Annotated in this window: 23 protein-coding genes; 16 read left to right on the top strand and 7 right to left on the bottom strand. The window is 59.0% G+C overall.

Translation table 11 applies throughout. The annotated features are described in order from the left end of the window. Positions 1-381 precede the first annotated feature (381 nt). The 4 genes from tkt to AC0TOF_RS04375 all read left to right on the top strand — a co-directional run bounded on the left by tkt (position 382) and on the right by AC0TOF_RS04375 (position 5310). Positions 382-2373, top strand: coding sequence for a transketolase (gene tkt / locus AC0TOF_RS04360; RefSeq protein WP_473767337.1), 1992 nt, complete (start codon positions 382-384; stop codon positions 2371-2373). A gap of 110 nt (positions 2374-2483) precedes the next feature. Further along, a complete protein-coding gene (gene gap, locus AC0TOF_RS04365; protein WP_021588015.1) occupies positions 2484-3491 on the top strand; it encodes a type I glyceraldehyde-3-phosphate dehydrogenase in 1008 nt (335 codons plus the stop codon). Positions 3492-3500: 9 nt separating this feature from the next. Beyond that, entirely contained in the window at positions 3501-4070 is a 570-nt protein-coding gene (locus AC0TOF_RS04370) for a putative glycolipid-binding domain-containing protein (RefSeq protein ID WP_473767338.1), read from the top strand. 49 nt (positions 4071-4119) lie between these two features. Continuing rightward, positions 4120-5310, top strand: a complete 1191-nt coding sequence (locus AC0TOF_RS04375; protein ID WP_473767339.1) for a phosphoglycerate kinase — start codon at positions 4120-4122, stop codon at positions 5308-5310. Between the two features lie 41 nt (positions 5311-5351). Here the strand turns inward: AC0TOF_RS04375 and AC0TOF_RS04380 are convergent, their stop codons facing one another. Then, on the bottom strand, positions 5352-6500 hold the full coding sequence (locus AC0TOF_RS04380; RefSeq protein ID WP_473767340.1) for a PQQ-dependent sugar dehydrogenase: 1149 nt from the start codon (positions 6498-6500) through the stop codon (positions 5352-5354). A 223-nt stretch (positions 6501-6723) separates the two neighbouring features. Here AC0TOF_RS04380 and AC0TOF_RS04385 point away from each other — a divergent pair, with 223 nt between their 5' ends. Continuing rightward, positions 6724-7749 (top strand): class I fructose-bisphosphate aldolase, encoded by a 1026-nt coding sequence (locus AC0TOF_RS04385; protein WP_473767341.1) that lies wholly within the window; start codon positions 6724-6726, stop codon positions 7747-7749. A gap of 9 nt (positions 7750-7758) precedes the next feature. Here the strand turns inward: AC0TOF_RS04385 and AC0TOF_RS04390 are convergent, their stop codons facing one another. Beyond that, a complete protein-coding gene (locus tag AC0TOF_RS04390; RefSeq protein WP_286167637.1) occupies positions 7759-7953 on the bottom strand; it encodes a hypothetical protein in 195 nt (64 codons plus the stop codon). Positions 7954-8183: 230 nt separating this feature from the next. Between AC0TOF_RS04390 and AC0TOF_RS04395 the strand changes: the two genes are divergently transcribed. From AC0TOF_RS04395 to AC0TOF_RS04410, 4 genes are all read left to right on the top strand, one after another. After that, entirely contained in the window at positions 8184-10094 is a 1911-nt protein-coding gene (locus tag AC0TOF_RS04395) for a propionyl-CoA synthetase (RefSeq protein WP_473767342.1), read from the top strand. A gap of 68 nt (positions 10095-10162) precedes the next feature. After that, positions 10163-10954, top strand: coding sequence for an SDR family NAD(P)-dependent oxidoreductase (locus tag AC0TOF_RS04400; protein WP_473767343.1), 792 nt, complete (start codon positions 10163-10165; stop codon positions 10952-10954). A gap of 112 nt (positions 10955-11066) precedes the next feature. Beyond that, complete coding sequence (locus AC0TOF_RS04405) at positions 11067-11252, top strand: hypothetical protein (RefSeq protein WP_473767344.1); 186 nt, start codon at positions 11067-11069, stop codon at positions 11250-11252. 7 nt (positions 11253-11259) lie between these two features. Then, positions 11260-11961 carry a helix-turn-helix transcriptional regulator gene (locus AC0TOF_RS04410; protein ID WP_006467756.1) on the top strand — a complete coding sequence of 234 codons (702 nt, stop codon included), beginning with the start codon at positions 11260-11262 and terminating at the stop codon, positions 11959-11961. An 82-nt stretch (positions 11962-12043) separates the two neighbouring features. Here AC0TOF_RS04410 and AC0TOF_RS04415 read toward each other — a convergent pair whose 3' ends face one another. Next, positions 12044-12733, bottom strand: a complete 690-nt coding sequence (locus AC0TOF_RS04415; RefSeq protein ID WP_122000313.1) for a DUF1013 domain-containing protein — start codon at positions 12731-12733, stop codon at positions 12044-12046. Between the two features lie 121 nt (positions 12734-12854). Continuing rightward, positions 12855-13859 (bottom strand): NAD(P)H-quinone oxidoreductase, encoded by a 1005-nt coding sequence (locus AC0TOF_RS04420; protein ID WP_473767345.1) that lies wholly within the window; start codon positions 13857-13859, stop codon positions 12855-12857. A gap of 168 nt (positions 13860-14027) precedes the next feature. Here AC0TOF_RS04420 and AC0TOF_RS04425 point away from each other — a divergent pair, with 168 nt between their 5' ends. Both AC0TOF_RS04425 and AC0TOF_RS04430 read left to right on the top strand, forming a co-directional pair. After that, positions 14028-14219: a DUF1192 family protein gene (locus AC0TOF_RS04425; protein ID WP_473767346.1), complete on the top strand. Its 192-nt coding sequence runs from the start codon at positions 14028-14030 to the stop codon at positions 14217-14219. A 149-nt stretch (positions 14220-14368) separates the two neighbouring features. Further along, on the top strand, positions 14369-15607 hold the full coding sequence (locus AC0TOF_RS04430; RefSeq protein ID WP_122000310.1) for an MFS transporter: 1239 nt from the start codon (positions 14369-14371) through the stop codon (positions 15605-15607). 301 nt (positions 15608-15908) lie between these two features. Here AC0TOF_RS04430 and AC0TOF_RS04435 read toward each other — a convergent pair whose 3' ends face one another. Next, entirely contained in the window at positions 15909-16091 is a 183-nt protein-coding gene (locus AC0TOF_RS04435; RefSeq protein WP_180350104.1) for a YdcH family protein, read from the bottom strand. 342 nt (positions 16092-16433) lie between these two features. On the opposite strand from AC0TOF_RS04435, the gene AC0TOF_RS04440 reads away from it, so the two are divergent. The 5 genes from AC0TOF_RS04440 (at position 16434) to AC0TOF_RS04460 (ending at position 19396) form a co-directional block, all read left to right on the top strand. After that, complete coding sequence (locus AC0TOF_RS04440) at positions 16434-16637, top strand: DUF465 domain-containing protein (protein WP_122000309.1); 204 nt, start codon at positions 16434-16436, stop codon at positions 16635-16637. Positions 16638-16723: 86 nt separating this feature from the next. Further along, complete coding sequence (purE, locus tag AC0TOF_RS04445) at positions 16724-17218, top strand: 5-(carboxyamino)imidazole ribonucleotide mutase (protein WP_140021971.1); 495 nt, start codon at positions 16724-16726, stop codon at positions 17216-17218. A 1-nt stretch (position 17219) separates the two neighbouring features. Further along, positions 17220-18308 carry a 5-(carboxyamino)imidazole ribonucleotide synthase gene (locus AC0TOF_RS04450; RefSeq protein WP_473767347.1) on the top strand — a complete coding sequence of 363 codons (1089 nt, stop codon included), beginning with the start codon at positions 17220-17222 and terminating at the stop codon, positions 18306-18308. A gap of 235 nt (positions 18309-18543) precedes the next feature. Then, complete coding sequence (ykgO, locus tag AC0TOF_RS04455; RefSeq protein WP_010661422.1) at positions 18544-18669, top strand: type B 50S ribosomal protein L36; 126 nt, start codon at positions 18544-18546, stop codon at positions 18667-18669. 37 nt (positions 18670-18706) lie between these two features. Next, the gene (locus AC0TOF_RS04460) at positions 18707-19396 is read left to right on the top strand and encodes a tetratricopeptide repeat protein (RefSeq protein WP_473767348.1); all 690 of its coding nucleotides are present in this window, start codon (positions 18707-18709) and stop codon (positions 19394-19396) included. Between the two features lie 338 nt (positions 19397-19734). Here AC0TOF_RS04460 and pyk read toward each other — a convergent pair whose 3' ends face one another. Together pyk and AC0TOF_RS04470 are read right to left on the bottom strand one after the other, a co-directional pair. Next, positions 19735-21171, bottom strand: a complete 1437-nt coding sequence (gene pyk / locus AC0TOF_RS04465; protein ID WP_121983356.1) for a pyruvate kinase — start codon at positions 21169-21171, stop codon at positions 19735-19737. After that, a complete protein-coding gene (locus AC0TOF_RS04470; RefSeq protein ID WP_122000305.1) occupies positions 21168-21629 on the bottom strand; it encodes a DUF1036 domain-containing protein in 462 nt (153 codons plus the stop codon). Before AC0TOF_RS04470 ends, pyk begins: the two co-directional genes overlap by 4 nt. Positions 21630-21665 lie beyond the last annotated feature (36 nt).

Below are 21665 nucleotides of genomic sequence, written 5' to 3' on the forward strand. Positions count from 1 at the left end.
CAATGCCAATCGCAAGCCCTATTCAGGGACATCGAATCGCGCCTGCGGGACGGGCATCTTTGAAAAGATTGTAATAATCGACTGCCCGATAAGCAACAAATGAGGGGCATATACGAGCGTTCATACACCGTTATCGGTGCAAAAACGGCTTTTCGGTGGTTGCAATTAAGCTGTCGGCGCTACTCAATCGATTAGTCGCGGACAGTTTATTGCCCAAAACTCATCGGTTTATTGACTCCTTATGTGCAGGTGCTATGTGTCCCGGTGCCTTCTGGAGCGTGATCCTAAAACGCATGAAACCGTTCTCGATACGGATCGTGCTCAGGCAAAAGGCATCGCCGCAACCCCGTTAACCCCTCCCAAGGAAAGACGGCTGAGACCATGACCAATTCCGACAAACAAAACCAGATGGCAAACGCAATCCGCTTCCTCTCCATGGACGCGGTCGAGAAAGCCAATTCGGGCCATCCCGGCCTGCCGATGGGCGCAGCCGATATAGCGACGACGCTTTACACCCGTTTCCTCTCGCACGACCCGCAGAACCCGCATTGGCCGGATCGCGACCGTTTCGTGCTGTCCGCAGGCCACGGCTCGATGCTGCTTTATTCGCTGCTCTATCTTTCGGGCTACGAAGACATCACCATCGACGAGATCAAGAATTTCCGCCAGCTCGGCTCGCGCACGGCAGGACATCCCGAATATGGCCACGCCGCCGGTATCGAAACGACGACCGGCCCGCTCGGCCAGGGCATCGCCAATGCCGTCGGCATGGCGCTTTCGGAGCGCATCCTCAACGCGCAGTTCGGCGACAGCCTCGTCAACCACTATACCTATGTGATCGCCGGTGACGGCTGCCTCATGGAAGGCATCAGCCAGGAAGCAATCGCGCTTGCCGGTCACCTGAAGCTGAACAAGCTGATCGTGTTCTGGGATGACAACAACATCTCGATCGACGGCCCGGTCACGCTTTCCGACAATACCGACCAGCCTGCCCGTTTCGCCGCTTCCGGCTGGAACACCATGGCTGTCGATGGCCATGACCAGGACGCCATTGCCAAGGCCATCGAGCTGGCCAAGGTTTCCGACAAGCCGACGCTCATCGCCTGCAAGACGACCATCGGCTTCGGCGCACCGAACAAGGCTGGCACCAACAAGGTGCACGGCTCGCCGCTTGGTGCTGAAGAAATCGCCGCCACCCGCAAGGCTCTGGGCTGGAGCGCTGAACCTTTCGTCGTTCCGGCTGAAGTGCTGGACGCATGGCGTGTGGCTGGCCTCAATGCAGCCAAGAAGCGCCAGGAATGGGAAAAGCGCCTTGCTGCCGCCGACGCTGAGACCCGCGCTGAATTCGAGCGCCGCATGCGTGGCGACCTGCCTGCAAACTTCGATGCAACCATCATCGAATACAAGAAGAAGCTTTCCGCCGACAAGCCGAAGGTCGCGACCCGCAAGTCTTCGGAAATGGCGCTGGAAGTCATCAATGGCGTTGTGCCGGAAACCATCGGCGGCTCTGCCGACCTCACCGGCTCCAACAACACCAAGACGAGCCAGACCAAGGCTGTGACGCCGGAAGATTACGGCCAGCGTTACGTGCATTACGGCATCCGCGAACACGGCATGGCTGCCGCCATGAACGGCATGACGCTGCACGGCGGCCTCATCCCTTACGGCGGCACCTTCCTGACCTTCTCGGATTATGCACGTCCGGCCATGCGTCTTTCCTCGCTGATGGGCATCCGCACCATCTATGTCATGACGCATGACTCCATCGGTCTTGGCGAAGACGGTCCGACCCACCAGCCGGTCGAGCATCTGGCTGCGCTGCGCGCCATTCCGAACCACAATGTGTTCCGTCCCGCCGACGCGGTCGAAACCGCCGAATGCTGGCAGATCGCCCTGCAATCGAAGAAGACCCCGTCGACGCTGGCGCTCACCCGCCAGAACCTGCCGACGGTCCGCACCGAGCATCGCGACGAAAACCTGTCGGCTTACGGCGCCTATGAGCTTGCTGGCGCAAGCAAGGACGCCAAGGTCACGATCTTCGCAACCGGCTCCGAAGTGGAAATCGCACTCAAGGCCCGCGACCTTCTGGAAGGCAAGGGCATCGCGACCCGCGTCGTTTCCGTCCCCTGCTTCGAGCTTTTCGAACAGCAGAGCGACGCCTACAAGACGGCGACCATCGGCGATGCGCCCGTGAAAGTGGCCATCGAAGCGGCAATCTCGCTCGGTTGGGAACGCTTCATCGGCGAAAACGGCATCTTCATCGGCATGAAGGGCTTCGGCGCTTCGGGTGAGATCAACGATCTCTACAAGCATTTCGGCATCACGGCAGAACATGCCGCCGAAGCTGCGGAGAAGAAGCTCAACGCCGCATGATTTAGAAAAACGCCGGCGCCCCAAAAACGCCGGCGTTTGAGTTTTTGAACGTATCAGTTCGAATGAGACGCATCGCAAGATGCAGAACCCCATCGGGAGATTAAGAGAAAATGGCAGTTCGCGTCGCAATCAACGGCTTTGGCCGCATCGGTCGTAACATCCTCCGCGCCATCGTCGAGTCGGGCCGCACCGATATTCAGGTCGTCGCCATCAACGATCTCGGCCCTGTCGAAACCAACGCGCATCTCCTGCGCTATGACAGCGTTCATGGCCGTTTCCCCAAGGAAGTGAAGGTTGCAGGCGATACCATCGACGTCGGCTATGGCCCGATCAAGGTTCACGCCGTCCGCAACCCGGCTGAGCTGCCGTGGAAGGAAGAAGGCGTCGATATCGCTCTGGAATGCACCGGCATCTTCACCTCGCGCGACAAGGCCGCCATGCATCTGGAAGCAGGCGCCAAGCGCGTTATCGTTTCGGCTCCTGCCGATGGTGCCGACCTGACCGTCGTCTATGGCGTCAACCACGACAAGCTGACCAAGGATCATCTGGTCATTTCCAACGCTTCGTGCACCACAAACTGCCTTGCGCCGGTGGCTCAGGTCCTCAACGATGCCATCGGCATCGAAAAGGGCTTCATGACCACGATCCATTCCTATACGGGCGACCAGCCGACGCTGGACACCATGCACAAGGATCTCTACCGCGCCCGCGCCGCAGCTCTTTCCATGATCCCGACCTCGACGGGCGCAGCCAAGGCTGTCGGCCTCGTTCTGCCGGAGCTCAAGGGCAAGCTCGACGGCGTCGCCATCCGCGTGCCGACCCCGAACGTCTCGGTCGTGGACCTGACCTTCATCGCCAAGCGCGAAACGACTGTCGATGAAGTCAACAATGCGATCCGTGCCGCCGCCAATGGCCGCCTGAAGGGCATCCTCGGCTACACGGACGAGCCGCTCGTCTCGCACGACTTCAATCATGACTCCCATTCCTCGGTCTTCCACACGGATCAGACCAAGGTCATGGAAGGCACCATGGTGCGCATCCTGTCGTGGTACGACAATGAGTGGGGCTTCTCCAGCCGCATGGGCGATACTGCTGTCGCCTTCGGCAAGCTGATCTAAGCTCCGATCATGTTTCGCGCCCTTCTCCCCACCGTTGCGCGCTGGCGTCCGCTGGAAGGAGAAGGGCTCGAACATCTCAATCTCGGCCTCACGGGCCGCACGATCCGTGCTGAAAGCGTGGTGATTGGCGATCGCGGCGGCGCCCGTTATGGCGTGCGCTACAGCATCGACTGCAACAGCGCCTGGCATGTCCTCCATTTCCTGATCGAAACCACGTCCGGCCACCGGCTGGAGCTTGTTTCCGACGGCGAGGGCCGCTGGAACACGATGGCGGGCGATGCACTGCCCGAATTCGACGGCTGCATCGATATCGATCTGGCGGGAACCCCCTTCACCAACACGCTGCCCATCCGCCGCCTTGGCCTGACACCGGAAAGCGGCACCGTTCAGCTCGACATGCTTTACGTGCCGTTTGACAGTTTCCGCCCGCTGCGCGACCAGCAGCGCTATACCTGTATCGAGGAAGGACGGCGCTATCGTTACGAGGCAGCTGACCGCACCTTCACCGCCGAATTGCCCGTCGATGAGGACGGGCTTGTCACCGACTATCCAACCCTTTTCCGGCGCCTGCCTGTCTGAGCGATCCCCGCTCCACCGGCACCCGAAAGACAGTTATGGGAGAAAGACCATGAGTTTCCGCACTCTCGACGATGCCGACGTCAAGTCCAAGCGCGTACTGGTCCGCGTTGATCTCAACGTGCCGATGGCGAATGGCGAAGTCACCGACCTGACCCGTATCGAGCGCATCGTGCCGACTATTGCCGAACTTTCCCGGAAAGGCGCAAAGGTCATCCTGCTCGCCCATTTCGGTCGTCCCAAGGGCGTTGCTTCGGATGAAAACTCGCTGAAGCATGTCGTGAAGCCGCTCTCCAAGGTTCTGGGTCACGGCGTTCATTTTGCTGAGGACTGCATTGGCGACAAGGCCAAGGCCGCTGTCGATGCGCTCAAGGACGGCGACGTTCTGCTTCTGGAAAACACCCGTTTCCACAAGGGTGAGGAAAAGAACGATCCGGAATTCGTTGCAGCTCTCGCGGCCAATGGCGATCTTTATGTGAATGACGCCTTTTCCGCCGCCCACCGCGCCCATGCCTCGACCGAAGGTCTGGCGCATGTCCTGCCTGCTTTCGCAGGCCGCGCCATGCAGGCCGAACTTGAAGCGCTGGAAAAGGGTCTCGGCAATCCGGCCCGCCCGGTTGTCGCCATTGTCGGCGGCGCGAAGGTCTCGACCAAGCTCGACCTCTTGTCCAACCTGATCGAAAAGGTCGATGCGCTCGTCATCGGCGGCGGCATGGCCAACACTTTCCTTGCAGCCAAGGGATACGATGTCGGCAAGTCGCTCTGCGAACACGAACTCGCTTCGACCGCCCGCGAAATCATGGCCAAGGCCGAAACCACCAAATGCGCGATCATTCTGCCGGTGGATGCCGTCGTGGGCTGGCACTTTGCAGCCGACACGCCGAACCAGACCTATGGCGTCGATGCAGTGCCGAGCGACGGCATGATTCTCGATGCGGGCGCGCTTTCGACCGACCTGATCGCCTCGGCTATCGATGACGCCGCCACCCTTGTCTGGAACGGCCCGCTCGGTGCTTTCGAACTGCGCCCGTTCGACACCGCCACGGTCAAGACCGCCAAGCACGTCGCAGCGCGCACCAAGGCAGGCAAGCTGGTTTCGGTCGGCGGCGGCGGCGATACGGTCGCAGCGCTCAACCATGCAGGCGTTGCCGACGACTTCACCTACATTTCGACCGCAGGCGGCGCCTTCCTCGAATGGATGGAAGGCAAGCCGCTTCCCGGCGTCGATGTGCTGAAGAAATAATGCGATAAATCATCTTCTCATGAGCCCGGTTGACGCCGGGCTTATTTTTTGGGCGTCAGTTTCAATAACCGGCCCGGATTGTCATCCTCGATCAGCCAGATGGCACCGTCCGGCCCGACGGCCACGTCACGGATACGGTTTTCCATTTCAAAGCGCTGGGCTTCATCCGCCTTGCCGTCCTTGTCGATTGCCACCCGCACCAGCGCCATGGAGGCAAGCCCTCCGATCAGCGCCGAACCGCGCCATTCGGGAAACATGTCTCCCTCGTAAAAGGCAAGCCCGGCCGGGGCGATCACCGGCGTCCAATAGACCAGCGGCGGCTCGAATTCCGGGCGTGTGCTATGGCGCGGGATCGGCCTGCCGCTATAATTGTCGCCATTGGAAACAACCGGCCAGCCGTAATTGAGACCGGGCTTGATGAGATTGAACTCGTCACCGCCCCGCGGCCCCATCTCATGCTCCCAGAGTTTTCCGTCGGGACCGAAGGCCAGCCCGTAGGGGTTTCGGTGGCCGGTGGTCCATGTCAGCGCCCGCACCCCTTCCGCATCGGCGTGAGGATTATCCTTCGGAACGGACCCATCGAGGTTCATGCGGAGAATTTTCCCCATAGGTGCCGCATCGTCCTGCCCGGTCGCAGGCAACATGCGATCACCGACGGAGAAGAACAGATGCTTGCCGTCCGGCGCAAAGGCGATAATGCCGCCAGGCTGTCCGCCGCGAGCCTCAGCATCCTGTTTCCAGATCGTGGTCCTGTTCTTCAGCGCGGCCTTGCCGTCGCCTTCCTCCAACACGGCACGTGCCAGAACGACGCTGCTGCCATTCTTCGCCGGTTCGTTATAGGAAAAATAGACCGCCCTGCTCTTTTCGAAGTCGGGCGCGGGCGCAATATCGAGCAGACCGTTCTGGCCGCTAAAGGCGACTTCCGGCACACCATCGACGGCAGTTTTGTCACCCGTTTGCGTGACGACGAAAATCTTGCCGCCCTTCTCCGTCAGTAAAAGCCTGTCATCAGGCAGGAATGCAATCGCCCACGGCGTATCGAATTCGGCAACCGGCGTTACCACAAACGGAGCATTTGCTGCGGCCTGCCTGCCGCCAGCGTTGATGCTCTCTGCCGAAGCGTTCAGCACCGGCAGGGCAACCATCGATGCGGCCAGTACAAAAGGCAGGCTAAAAAGGACGCGTCGCATATTTTCTCCTCAAATCCGGACAAGAGAAACGGGCGGGGTTTCCTCACTGGTTTCTTACATGGGGTTTGGCCCCCGGACATAAAACCTGTTTCGGCAAAAACCTGCGACAGGAAGTATGGATACCTAAACCGTTTGAAAAATATTTCAATCGTTTCAAAGGCTTGCGCTTGCCACAGTTTTGACCAACACTCCCTCATCGCCTTGATAGAAGGAGCGTTGCATTATGACTGAACGTCTTGAAGATATTGCGATTGCACTGGTGACGGCGGGAAAAGGCATTCTCGCCGCCGATGAAAGCTCAGGCACCATCAAGAAGCGGTTTGACGCGATCCATCTGGAGTCCACCGAAGACTCGCGCCGCGACTATCGCGAGATGCTGTTCCGCGCCGACGATGCGATGAAGAACTATATTTCCGGCGTCATTCTCTATGATGAGACCATAAGGCAGAAAGCACGCGACGGCACGCCGCTTGTCGAGATCATCCGCAATGCTGGCGCTGTTGCGGGCATCAAGGTGGACGCGGGCGCAAAGCCGCTTGCAGGTTTCGCGGGCGAAACCATCACCGAAGGTCTGGATGGCCTGCGGGAACGGCTTTCCGAATATTACGGTCTTGGCGCCCGTTTCGCCAAATGGCGCGCAGTGATTTCCATTTCCGATGGCCTGCCCACATGGGGCGCGGTGAAACAGAATGCGCAGGCTCTCGCCCGCTATGCAGCGCTTTGTCAGGAGGCGAACATCGTCCCCATCGTCGAGCCGGAAGTGCTGATGGATGGCAAGCCGGGCGATCACACCATCGACCGCTGCTATGATGTGACGCAATGGGTCCTCAAGACGGTATTCAGCGAGCTCTACGATGCCCGCGTCAGGCTGGAAGGCATGATCCTCAAGCCGAACATGGTTATCGACGGCAAGAACGCCCGCAAGGCTTCCGTCGAGGAAGTGGCGGAAAAGACTGTCCGCTGTTTCCGCAATACGGTTCCGGCGGCGGTTCCGGGCATCGCCTTCCTCTCTGGAGGACAGACCGGCGAGGAAGCGACAGCCCATCTTTCCGCGATGAATGCGGGCTTCGACATGCCGTGGAAAATGACTTTTTCCTATGGCCGCGCATTGCAGGCGGCGGCGCTTGAGGCATGGGGCGGTAAGGAAGAAAATATCGCAGCCGGGCAGCGGGCTTTCGCGCATCGCGCAAGGATGAACGGCCTTGCCGCAACCGGCGGCTGGAAGAAGGATATGGAAAAGGCGGCCTGACCCGCCTTTTCATCCTTCGTGGAAATGGAAGCCTACTGCCAGCGCCATGGCCAGAATGGAAATCACGCCGATTTTCCAGAAATCGCTGCGTCGCTTCAGTCCCGGCAAGCCGAACGGTTTGATGATGTGCAGCCCCATCAGGAGAACCAGCAATACGGGCAGGATTTTGGTCACGACGCACCTCTCTGTCTTCTTGTGGCGCAGTCAGGCCCCTGCCGCAAGGCTTGGAAACGCCAAACCGTTCCGCCTCCTTCTTAAGTTTCATGGACGAGCTGCAACCCGGCGGCGTAAACTGCGTTTCTGGAGGAGACGAACGCGCATGGAGGAGATGGGCCGGAGGAGGCCGATCTTGCGTTTTTGTCACCGGATAATCACCACGCGACGACCGCCCTCTGTCGGGGCGGGGTTTGGCGCGTGCTTCTGGGAGGAACAGCATGACTTCGAAATATGCCGAAACCTATGCCGCATGGCAGAACGATCCTGAAGGCTTCTGGGCGGATGCCGCGGCGGCAATTGACTGGTTCAAGCCGTGGGACCGGGTTTTTGCAGGCGACGAAGGCGTCTATGGCCGTTGGTATGTCGGAGCCGAATGCAATACCTGCTACAATGCGCTTGACCGCCATGTCGCCAATGGGCGCGGCGACCAGGTCGCGCTGATCTACGAAAGTCCTGTCACCGGAAAGGTGCGCAAGTTTACCTATCGCGAACTGCTGGAAGAAGTAGAGGCGCTTTCCGCCGTCATGCTCGACAATGGCGTGAAGAAGGGCGACCGCGTCCTCATCTATATGCCGATGGTGCCGGAAGCAGCCGTCGCCATGCTGGCATCGGCGCGCATTGGGGCCATTCATTCCGTCGTGTTCGGCGGCTTTGCCGCCAATGAGCTTGCAACCCGCATCGACGATGCAAAGCCCGTCATGATTATTGCAGGCTCCTGCGGCATCGAGCCGACACGCGTCGTTCCCTATCAGGCCATGCTCGACAAGGCGATTTCGCTTGCGCGCCACAAGGTCAATCATTGCATAATCCTGCAGCGCGAACAGCACCGGCACGAACCTGTGGCTGGCCGTGACATCGACTATCGCGAAGCTGTCGACGCCGCGCGTGGCCGTGCTGTGCCTTGCGTGCCAGTGGCCGCGACCGACCCGCTCTATGTGCTTTACACCTCCGGCACGACCGGCGAGCCGAAAGGCGTCGTGCGCGACAATGGCGGGCATATGGTGGCGCTGCTGTGGTCGATGAAAAATGTCTTCGGCGTCGAACCGGGCCAAGTCTGGTGGGCGGCATCCGATGTGGGCTGGGTCGTCGGCCATTCCTATATTGTCTATGCGCCCCTGCTTCTTGGCGCGACCAGCGTCCTGTTTGAAGGCAAGCCCATCGGCACCCCGGATGCTGGCGAATATTGGCGCATTATTGAAGAACACGGTGTTGAGGTGATGTTCACCGCGCCGACCGCGCTGCGCGCCATCAAGAAGGAGGATGCGGACGGCCATTTCGTCCGCCGCCATGATCTCTCCGGATTCCGCGCCCTTTATCTTGCGGGCGAGCGCGCCGATCCCGATACGATCCACTGGGCTGAGGACCTGCTTGGCTGTCCCGTGATCGACCATTGGTGGCAGACAGAAAGCGGCTGGCCCATGGTCGCAAATCCGCTCGGCCTCGGTCTTCTGGAAACCAGATATGGTTCTCCCGCCGTCTGTCTTCCGGGTTACGACATTCGCGTGCTGGACGATGAAGGCCATGAACTCGAACGTGGCCAGCTCGGCAATATTCTCATCAAGCTGCCGCTGCCGCCGGGTTGCCTGCCGACGCTCTGGAATGCGGACGAGCGCTTCCGCAAGGCCTATCTGAACGAGTTTCCGGGCTACTATAAAACCGCCGATGCGGGCTATATGGATGAGGACGGTTATCTCTACATCATGAGCCGCACCGATGACATCATCAACGTCGCTGGCCACCGCCTGTCGACGGGCGCGATGGAAGAAGTGCTTTCCAGCCATCCCGACGTCGCCGAATGCGCGGTGCTGGGTATTTCCGATCCCCTGAAGGGACAGGTTCCCTGCGGTTTTCTGGTGCTGAAATCCAACATCGAACGCGATCCGCGGGAGGTGGAGAAGGAATGCGTCAGCATGGTGCGTGACGTTATCGGCCCGGTTGCAGCCTTCCGGCTGGCGCTGACCGTGAAGCGCCTGCCCAAAACCCGCTCCGGCAAGATATTGCGCTCCACCATCCAGAAGATCGCCGATGGGGAAGAATGGAAGATGCCCGCGACCATTGATGACCCGGCAATTCTGGACGAAATCAGCACCGTTCTGCGCGAGCGGCACACCGGCCTTGCCTTCGCCTGATCGGGGCTCCTCGGCTATTGACCGGCGGTTGCCGCCGGTCCACTCTCCACGCAAACTGGAGATCGATCATGCAATTAGAAGGCAAGGTGGCAATTGTCACCGGCGCTGCCCGCGGTATTGGCTACGCCATAGCAAAGCGCTTCCTGATGGACGGTGCGAGTGTCGTCCTGTCCGACATCGACAATGCCGCAGCCGCGCGCGCTGCCAGGGATCTGGAACAGTTCGGTCCGGTGCGCCACATGGCGGCGGATGTGGGCGACAAGCTCGACGTCCACAATCTTCTGACTTTTACCGTCACCAATGTTGGAGAGATCGACATTCTGGTGAACAATGCCGGTATCGTGCATCAGGCGGATTTCCTCGATCTCAAGGAAGAAGATTTCGACCGCGTGATGCGGGTCAATCTCAAAGGCGCATTTCTCTGCGGGCAAGCCGTGGCCAGGCGCATGGTGGAACGGGTCGAATCGGGCGGCGAACCCGGCACGATCATCAACATGTCATCGATCAACGCCATCTATGGCCTGCCGGAACAGCTCGCCTACTCCGTTTCCAAGGGCGGATTGAACCAACTGACACGCACTATGGCAGTAGCGCTCGCGCGCTGGGGGATTCGCGTCAACGCTATCGGCCCCGGCTCCATTGAGACGGACATGCTTTCCGCCGTGAATACCGATGCGGAATCCCGCAACAGGATATTGTCCAGAACTCCGCTCGGGCGCATCGGCCAAGCTTCTGAAATTGCTTCGATAGCGTCATTTCTGGCGTCGGAGGATGCAAGCTATGTGACGGGCCAGACCATCTATGCAGATGGCGGGCGCCTGCCTCTCAGCTATATGGCTGAGCCGCGCTACAAGGCATGATGTTGCGATCCCGCCTTAACAGGATGATAATAAAACACGCATTCGCTCCTGACAGATAGCTGTCAGGAGGGGTGTGCGATACTGCGTACCCAAGGATGAGGGAGTTTTCACCATGGCACTCGCAATCGCACCATTGATCGCAATTTTGAAGGAATACAGGCGCAGGCAGGACGAACGCCGCCGGTTTATCCGCACCCAGCGCGTCATCGACGGTCTGCCAAAAGACCTGCGCAAGGATCTGGGCTGGCCGGATCGTTATCTGGAACAGCGTAGCACCAATTATTGCAGCGGAGAGTAAGACCGGAATGCGCCGCGCGGACCGCCTTTTCCAGATTGTTCAGCACCTGCGCGGTGGCAGGCTTGTCACCGCGCGCCAATTGGCCGAACGGCTGGAAGTCTCCGAACGCACCATCTATCGCGACATTTCCGATCTGCAATCGACCGGCGTCCCCATCGATGGCGAAGCCGGCGTCGGTTATATTCTGCGGCAGGGCTTTGAACTCCCGCCGCTGATGTTCACGCGCGACGAAATCGTGGCTCTTGTCGCCGGGGCGCGCCTCATCCGCGCATGGGGCGGCGTTTCCATGGCGCGCGGCGCGGAAGAGGCTCTCGTCAAGATCGAAGCCGTTCTGCCCAAGGAAGAGCGTGCCCGCATCACCAGCACGCAGATTCACGCGCCGACGGCGCGTATCAGCATGGACGAACGCCGCATCATCGACGCGGTGGAACGCGCGGTCGATCAGGGCAATGTACTCAATATCCGCTATCGCGATCTGGAATCGCGTGAAAGCGAGCGCGATATTCGCCCGCTCGGCCTTTGGTTCTGGGGCAAGGTCTGGACGGTTATCGGCTGGTGCGAATTGCGCAACGCCTTCCGCACATTCCGCACCGACCGCATCGTGGAAGCGAGCGACGCTGGTCGTCTCTTCCGGGCGGAACGCGGCAAGACGCTGGCGGATTTCTACCGCCTCATGGAACTGAGCGAATATAACGCCTTCAAGGACTGAGTACCTCCCAAGGCAAAAGAAAAAGCCCGGCTGATAAAACCGGGCTTTTTTGGCATTTCTGTAAAGCGATTTCTCGTCCAGACTATTCTTCTTCGTCTTCGTCCGGGGTCGAACTCTTGAGCGAAGAGAGCTTGGCGAAAACCTTGTCCGCGTCGAGTTCGTCTTCCGCGGGCTGCTCATCACGATAGTCGAAATTCTCGGTCGCGGAAGCTGGAAGCAAGGTGCTGTCCGCTTCCGGCGTGGCCGGACGATTGCGCGACGCGCGTTCGACTTCGATGTCGAGATCGATCTGCGAGCAAAGACCAAGCGTCACCGGGTCCATCGCCGTCAGATTGGCGGAGTTCCAGTGCGTGCGATTGCGAATCTGCTCGATGGTCGACTTGGTCGTGCCGATCAGGCGGGAAATCTGCGCATCCTTCAGCTCAGGATGATTGCGCACCAGCCAGAGAATCGCATTCGGGCGGTCCTGACGCTTGGAAAGCGGCGTGTAACGCGGGCCCTTGCGCTTGGCTTCAGGAACGCGAACCTTCGGTTCGGAAAGCTTCAGGCGATAATATGGGTCCTTTTCGCCCTTCGCGATTTCTTCACGCGAAATCTGGCCAGTGATGACCGGGTCGAGACCCTTGATGCCCTGCGAAGCTTCACCGTCGGCAATAGCCTTCACTTCCAGCGGGTGCAGCTTGCAGAAAGCGGCAATCTGGTCAAACGACAGAGCCGTATTATCGACAAGCCAAACGGCCGTTGCCTTCGGCATAAGAAGCTGGGTGGCCATTAGATATAATCCTTCTGTTCGTCCGCTCCGGTGGCGCGGGACGTGGGCAAAACCACAATTTCCGGGAAATCACGGCCTATATATCGTTTTTTTATCGCCAGAGCAAGAATGGCTCTCAGGCTTAAGCAATATCGAGTACGATCTTGCCGATATGCCTTCCCTCCTCCATGCGCTCATGCGCACGCCAGGCGTCTTTCAGCGAAAAGATCATATCCATCACCGGCGCAACACGGCGCTGCGCCAGAAGCGGCCAGACCTTCGCCTCCAGTTCGCGCGCGATGCCAGCCTTGAAATCGACGGGCCGCGGACGCAGCGTGGAGCCGGTATGGGTCAGACGCTTGGTCATCAACAGCGCGAAATTGGCCGTGGCTTTCGCACCATTGAGAAAAGCGATCTGAACGATGCGACCATCTTCAGCTGCAGCCTTGTAATTACGGTCCACGTAATCGCCGCCGACCATGTCGAGAATCACATTGGCACCCCTGCCGTTGGTCACTTCCTTTACGACCTCGACAAAATCCTCGTCGCGATAGTTGACGGCGCGATCTGCCCCGAGCTTCAGGCAGGCGTCGCATTTTTCCTTCGAGCCGGCGGTTGCAATCACGGTCGCGCCAAACGCCTTGGCCAGTTGGATGGCCGTCGTGCCGATCCCGGATGAGCCGCCATGAACCAGAAACGCCTCACCCTTCTTCAATCCTCCGCGTTCGAACACATTGTGCCAGACGGTGAAGAATGTTTCCGGGATCGCAGCCGCTTCGATATAGCCATAGCCGGAAGGCAGGGGCAGCGCATTGGTTTCATGCACGGCGGCATATTCGGCATAGCCGCCGCCGGCCAGCAATGCGACCACCTGATCGCCGGTCTTGAAACGCTTCACCCCGCGGCCGACGGCAACGATATCACCGGCAATCTCCAACCCCGGAATATCGGAGGCGCCGGGCGGCGGCGCATATTGTCCCAGCCGCTGCAAAACATCTGGCCGGTTGACCCCAGCCGCGCGCGCACGCACCAGAACTTCACCCTCCCCCGGTTCCGGCACCGAGCGCTGAACCGGGCGAAGCATATGCGGTCCGCCCGGTGCAGAAATTTCGATAGCGGTCATTTGGGAAGGCAGGTCGGCCATCATCTTCAAAACTCCATTCAGATTTCTAGCCCTGCGCGTCGTCGCAGAAATGCCGCATGACGGATGCAAGACGCCACGTTAGGGAAATCGTCATCGATTTTCCCAAATATATATGCGACGATTCAAGGTGTTAAATCTTTTCTGAGCCATCATTGACCACGGAGGACGGCTATGAGCGGTTTTGATGAGGATGTGGTGAAGCCCCGCAACAGCGTGACGCTAAGCGAAGAGGAGCTATCGTTGCTTTCGGTCACGGAGATCGATCAGCGCATTGCCCTGCTGCAATCCGAAATAGAGCAATTGAAGACAGAACGCCTCAAGAAGGGCGATAGCCGCGCCGCGGCAGAAGCATTGTTTCGATAGGAATGAAGTCGTCGACGGGAATGGTTGCCGAGACAAACAGCCGGAACCATTTCCGGACGACGGGCTTTAGGAACAACAGTCATTGATCGCAAAGATCACGCATCGGTCTCAACACTGACAATCCGGCTTCAGATTTCGGGAATAGAATTTTGCGCATTTACATTCAGGTTCTGGCCCTTCTCTGCGGCACAGCTTTCCTCCTCATGGCTTCGGGACTCCACGGCCTTCTGCTGCCGCTGCGCGGCGGCGCGGAAGGTTTTTCAGTAACCTCGCTTGGCATGCTCGGCACAACCTGGGCCGGAGGTTTCGTGGCTGGCTGTCTGTTTGCGCCGCGCCTTGTGCGCCGCGTCGGCCATGTGCGGGCATTCGGCTGTTTTGCCGCGTCGGCAGCGATCATCGCCCTTCTGTCCGGCATCTTCGTGGACGCCACCATCTGGGTGATCCTGCGCGCGTTCACCGGCTTTTCCATGGCCGGCGCCTTCATGGTCATCGAAAGCTGGCTGAATGAGCGCGCAACCAACGAATCGCGCGGCAAGATTTTCGGCATGTACATGATGGTCAACTATGGGGCTACCATGACCGGCCAGATGCTGGTGGCGGCAGGCGATGTGCGCTCCGACCACCTGTTCATGATAAGCGGCGTCTTCTTCTGCCTGGCCCTTATCCCGACCGCGATTTCCACCGCCGTCAGCCCCAAGCCGCTGACGGAAGTGCAACTCGATCTCAAGGCGCTCTATAATAATTCGCCCGCCGCCTTCGTCGGGTGCATCCTGATCGGCATCGCCAATGGCGCCTGGGGTACGCTTGGAGCGGTCTTCGGCGCGAAATCCGGCATTTCCACCACTGAAATCGCCCTGATGGTCAGCGTCACCATCGCAGCAGGCGCCCTGATGCAGATTCCGATCGGGCGTATTTCCGATCTGGTCGACCGGCGTTTTGTGCTGGCAAGCGTGGCGGCGCTGGCGGCCCTCGTCGGTCTCATCGCCTTTCTCGTCGCCCCATCCAGCGGTCCTGTCATCATTACAATGACCGGCTGTTATGGCGCACTCGCCTATGCCCTCTATCCCGTTGCCGTCGCCCATGCGAACGATCACGCGACGTCGGAAAGCTTCGTGAAAGTATCAAGTGGGCTTTTGCTGCTTTACGGCTTCGGCACAATGCTCGGGCCGTTGCTGGCAGCCGCCGCCATGGATATTTTCTGGCCGTCCGGCCTCTTCGCCATCACCATGCTGGCGCATATTTCCATCACCGGCTATGCATTGTTCCGGTCACGCAAGCGCGCATCCGTCCCGAAAGAAGAGAAAGACCAGTTCAAGAGCATGCCTTCCGAGCGCAGTGCAACGCCGGAAGCGCTCAATCTTGATCCGAGAGCCGAGACGGATGGCTAAAGCAATTCTCCCAAAAGTGGGAACCGCCTTCGCGGGGAAATCAGTCCACTGGACTGATTTCTGATCCCGCCACGATGGGATCAAGACATACGTGAAAACAAAAGCTTAAAGCCTGTCGTATGAACGTGATAAAATGCGATACGCTTTAAGTTGCGTTGGGCGCGGCGGCGTTGTGATCAATTTTCTTTTAAATAATTGAATCAATATGTTCGGCGGCTGTGTCACAGCCGCCAAGACCGCATTTTTGTGTCTATGGCTTGAGACGCCGTATCGAACCGCGAACAAAGCGCGGCTGTTCCCATTAGTGACGGGTTACCTGAGATCTCAATTTTTCAATCTGCTCCTTAAGCATAAGCTTCTTGCGCTTCAGAGATGCAACATGCAGATCATCCATTGCCGGTGACGCAATGGCTTCGGAAATTTCCTGTTCCAGAGCGCCGTGCTTCTTTTCAAGCGTGGCAAGATGGGACTCAATAGCCATCATCAGATCTCCTTTGGTTGATTTCCCTGGTTTGCGGAGCAACCTGGACCTTGCTTGCCCGCTGCCCCGCCATTCAGCCTGCATGAACGCCCGGTACACCTCCTGTATTCCGGGCCAGACACACAGTCCCGGCTGCCAAGACGCGGTATTTTTGTCGCCTTCGACAGCCGCATCCATGACAGAACCATGACAGTTTGGCACGAGTTTGGTGCAAAGTCGATTTTGTCGTGGTAGCATTTTCCTGACGCGAAAAATGTGATAAGGGCTTCGCCTGAAACGGGCTGATGCCGCGCCTTTTTAGGGTTCGGTGCGGCCCGTAAAACTATTCAACGAAACGGGGTTCGCATGTCCGATCAGGAACAGGCCGAAATCAGATTGGCCGTCGCGCGTCTGAAACAGGAACACGCGGATTTCGATGCGGCTATCAACGCCATGATAGCAACGGGCTGCGACCAGTTGCGCGTCCAGCGCATGAAGAAGAAAAAACTCGCAATCAAGGACAAGTTGCAGGAGATGGAAGATCAGGTCATCCCCGACATCATCGCCTGAACGCTGAAAACGATACATGAGAGAGCCGGGGTCCGCCCGGCTTTGTCGTTTTGACACCACGAATGAAAACCGGAGCAGAAAGATCAATGAGCGTTACTGCCGACGTCGCCATCATCATGGGAAGCCAGTCCGACTGGGAGACCATGCGCCATGCAGCAGACACACTGGAGGCGCTCGGCATTTCCTTCGATGCCCGGATCGTTTCCGCGCACCGCACCCCTGACCGGCTCGTCGCTTTCGCCAAGGGCGCGAAAGCTGAAGGGTTTAAGGTCGTTATCGCCGGTGCGGGTGGCGCAGCCCACCTGCCCGGTATGGCCGCGGCCATGACCCCACTCCCGGTTTTCGGCGTTCCCGTTCAGTCCAAGGCGCTTTCAGGCCAGGATTCGCTTCTCTCCATCGTGCAGATGCCAGCAGGCATTCCTGTCGGCACGCTGGCCATCGGTCGCGCCGGTGCGGTCAATGCCGCCCTCCTCGCCGCAGCCGTTCTGGCGCTTTACGATGAAGCGCTTGCAGCCCGCCTCGACGAGTGGCGCAAAGCGCAAACGGAAAGCGTGGCTGAGCGCCCTTCCAACGAGGCCTGACATGAAAAATTCTCCACTTCAGCCTGGTGCAACCATCGGCATTATCGGCGGCGGCCAGCTCGGCAGAATGCTGGCCATGGCCGCAGCGCGTCTTGGCTTTCAAACCGTGATTCTGGAGCCGCAGGCCGATTGCCCCGCAGCACAGGTCGCCAATCGCCAGATCGTCGCAGCCTATGATGATCCGAAAGCGCTTGCGGAACTTGCCGCTGCGTCCGATGTCATCACCTATGAATTTGAAAACGTGCCGGTCAGCGCCGCCGACAGGCTGGCCGAAACCGCGCTGGTTCTGCCACCGCCAGCCGCGCTGGAAGTCTCGCAGGATCGCTTTACGGAAAAGCAGTTCCTCAATGAAAGCGATATCGAGACAGCCCCATGGCGCCTCGTGGACGATGAAGAGACCCTGATCGCAGCCTTGGGCGCATTGGGCGAACGCGGCATCCTCAAGACGCGGCGCCTGGGCTATGACGGCAAGGGACAGGTCCGCCTGACCTCGCTCGACGAGAACGATGCCCACAAGGCGATTCTTGCCATCAATCGCGCCCCCGCAATCCTCGAAGGCTTCGTCGATTTCGAGCGGGAAGTCTCGGTCATCGCAGCGCGTGATCGCAGCGGCAACGTCGCCATTTTCGATATTGCCGAAAACGTGCACAAGGACGGCATTCTTGCAACTTCAACCGTACCGGCTGCCATTTCCGACAGCACGGCGGAATCTGCCCGCAAGGCCGCAGCAAAGCTTCTGAACGCACTGGATTATGTCGGCGTGCTGGGGCTTGAATTCTTCGTCCTGAAGGACGGCACGCTTCTGGCAAACGAATTTGCCCCGCGTGTCCACAACTCAGGCCACTGGACGGAAGCGGCCTGCGCCATTTCGCAGTTCGAACAGCATATCCGCGCCGTCGCCGGGTTGCCTTTGGGCAATACCGACCGGCATTCGGATTGCGTGATGGAAAACCTGATCGGTGACGACATCGAGAAGGTACCCGCGATTCTCTCTGAAAAGGATGCGGTGCTGCATCTTTACGGCAAAAAGGAAGCGCGCCCGGGCCGTAAAATGGGTCATGTGACGCGCATTCACCCCCGCCACAAATAATGTTCATCGGGAATCCTCCCGATTCCCGATGAATCTTCGACTGCCTGCCAAGAATTTCAGCGCCAGCCCCCTGAATCTGCGGCTCAGCAGTTGACATTTGCCTGAAACCTTGTGTATTTCGGCCAACCCTTCGGGCATCTAACAGTGCCTGTAATCAATTGGCGCCTGAGGCGCCTGTTTTTATGAAGCCCCGCGGCATCTGCACGTCAACGGGCCAACAAGACCGGTGATTGACATGAAGATCAAGAACTCGCTTAAAGCGCTTAAGGGCCGTCATCGCGACTGCCAGCTGGTCCGCCGCAAGGGCCGCGTTTACATCATCAACAAGACCGCCCCGCGCTACAAGGCTCGTCAGGGCTAATCTTATTTTTGATTTTGCATTTGACGTTTCGCTGCGCATGATAAAATCTATGCGCATGCGGAACGTTTTTGCATTTCTGGTTTCTTCTTCTTTGTTCGCATCGCCTGCTGCGATTGTTCCATCGGCTTATGCCGAAGTAGCACCCGGCAAAGTGCCGCTCACGGCACCGCTGACGCCGGTTCAGACCGGCCCCGACAGTGAACAGAAGCCTGCCTCGAAACCAGCTGCGGATGCAGCCCAGACACCTGAAGAGCGTCTCGACAAGCTCTTTGCCGATCTTCGCCGCACGACGGACGAAGCCAAGGCGCGGCGCATTGCTTCACAGATCAATACGCTGTGGTCGCAGTCTGGCAGCGCCACAGTCGATCTCCTGATGCAATGGGCGAACACCGCGATGCTGGAGCGGCGCTATCCGTCGGCAATCGATTTCCTCAATGAAGCAATCGCACTCGACCCGGAATATGCGGAAGCATGGAACCGCCGCGCTACGGTCTATTTCCTGCAAAAAGACTATGCTCATGCCATGTACGACATCAATCGTACGCTGGAGTTGGAACCCCGCCATTATGGCGCGCTGACCGGCATGGCAGCCATATTGCGCCTGCGCGGCCTCAAGGAACAGGCCTTGAAAGCCTATGAACAAGCGCTCATCGTCTATCCGATGATGCGCGACGCCCAGAAGAACTTCAATGATCTGGCGGACGAACTCACAGAGACGCGCACTTAGATCCTGCTCCAGAAGTCGCTCCTGCGTAGCTGCAAATGACAATTTGTCTGCGCTTCAGTGCTCGAAAATCACCAATTTCGCAGACACATGACGCTTTTTGATTCAGGCTCTTAAAGCAGCCCCCCGCCTCCACCAATTCATCTTTATTCAAAGCAAAACGCGCCCGAAGGAGCGCGTTTTTTGGGATGCCGAGCACCATGACTGGATGAGATTCTGGCTGTGACGAGTCGAAAATGGTGGGGTTTGAGAACCGGAGCGGAATGTACTTTTGGGTACATGAGCACCGGAAGCGCAAAACAACGCCATTTGCAGGCCGTCACGGCCGGAATATCGCCAGCCTAGATGCCTGATTTGCCGTCGGGACCTATATAGGCGATGCGCAGCATGTTGGTCGCGCCGGGCGTTCCGAACGGGACACCGGCGGTGATGATGACGCGGTCGCCCGCCTTGCCGAACTCTTCATGGAAGACGATTTCGCAGGCATGGTTGACCATGTCTTCCAGATCATGCGCATCGGCGGTCACAACGCAATGCAGGCCCCAGACGAGCGACAGTTTGCGCGCGGTATCGACGACCGGCGACAGGGCGATAATCGGCGTGCGGGGACGCTCGCGGGCGGCACGCAGGCCGGTCGTGCCGGAAGCGGTATAGGTGACGATGGCCGAAAGCTTCAGCGTTTCCGCGATCTGGCGCGCGGCAAGCGAGATTGCGTCGGCGCCCGTCGGCTCCGGCGCTGCGCGCTGCGCATCGATGATGGTCGAATAGGTCGGCTCCTTCTCCACCTGCTCCGCGATGCGGTTCATGGTGGCCACGGCTTCGACCGGATACTGGCCGGAAGCGGATTCTGCCGAAAGCATGATCGCGTCGGCGCCTTCGAACACGGCGGTCGCAACGTCGGACACTTCGGCGCGGGTTGGGACCGGAGCGGTGATCATCGATTCCAGCATCTGCGTGGCGACCACGACCGGCTTGCCGGCGCGGCGTGCCTTGCGGGTGATCTGCTTCTGGATGCCCGGAACGCTTTCAAGCGGCATTTCGACGCCGAGATCGCCGCGCGCAACCATCAATGCGTCGGAAAGCTCGATGATTTCATCGAGACGCGTCACAGCCTGCGGCTTCTCGATCTTCGACATCAAGCCGACCTTGCCGCGCGAAACCTTGCGCACTTCGGCCAGATCTTCCGGACGCTGGATGAAGGAAAGCGCAACCCAGTCGATTTCTTCCTTCAGAACGGCATCTAGGTCCTTGCGGTCCTTTTCCGTGAGCGCGCCGACGCCGAGCGTCGTATCCGGGAGGCTGACGCCCTTGCGATCCGAAATGCGCGTTCCCGAAATCACCTTGCAGCGGATCGACTTGCCGTCGCTCGCCTCGGCGACGAGATGCAGCTTGCCATCGTCAATCAGCAGGCGATGGCCCGGCTCGACAGCTTCGAGAATTTCCGGGTGCGGAAGATAGACGCGGGTGTCATCGCCAGGCGCTTCGTTGTTGTCGAGGGTGAAGGTCTGGCCGGGAACGAGATCGACCTTGCCGTCCTTGAACTTGCCGACGCGCAGCTTCGGCCCCTGAAGATCGGCCAGAATGCCGATCGGACGGCCAAGTTCCTTTTCCACATTGCGAATGCGCTTGACGAGGGTACGCATCAGATCATGGTCGGCATGACTCATGTTGATGCGGAACACATCCGCGCCTGCCTCAAACAGCTTGCGGATGACGGCTTCCTCGCCTGACGCCGGACCTAGCGTGGCGAGAATCTTGACCTTGCGGTTGCGCTTCATTGACTATTCGTTCCTGTAACAGTGGGGTTTTCTGTCGGCGTTTCATCGGTGAGCTGAACCATCCAGCTCGATTGTTCCCCGGTGTCGTATTCCTGGAAGCCGTTGCGCTGGAAACCGCGCGCGAAGCAATCCTGGACGCCAGTAATACGGAATTCTTTCTCGGCCACGCACATGTTGACCTTGCCCTCCCAGCGCCCGCCGCCCTGGGCGTCTTCGGCGTAGAGGTAGTAGTAGCGGGATGAAAGCGGGCCTTCGAGCAGCGTTTTGCAGGCAGCGCCTTCAATATGCCACCAGCCTTCCGTCACCCAGCCGGTCTTGGCCCGGTAACCGATCGCAACGCCGACCAGGTTCTGGGTTGCGTTACATACGCGGAAATCCGCCTTTGCCTCTATGGATGTCATGCCCAGCGCAGTTATCAGCACACCGGCAAACAAAACTAGAGATCGTGGAAGTCGCATACGCAGAACCCCTTCAGCCCGCTATCGGTTTTATCG

This window comes from Ochrobactrum sp. PL_is501, from assembly GCF_055816895.1.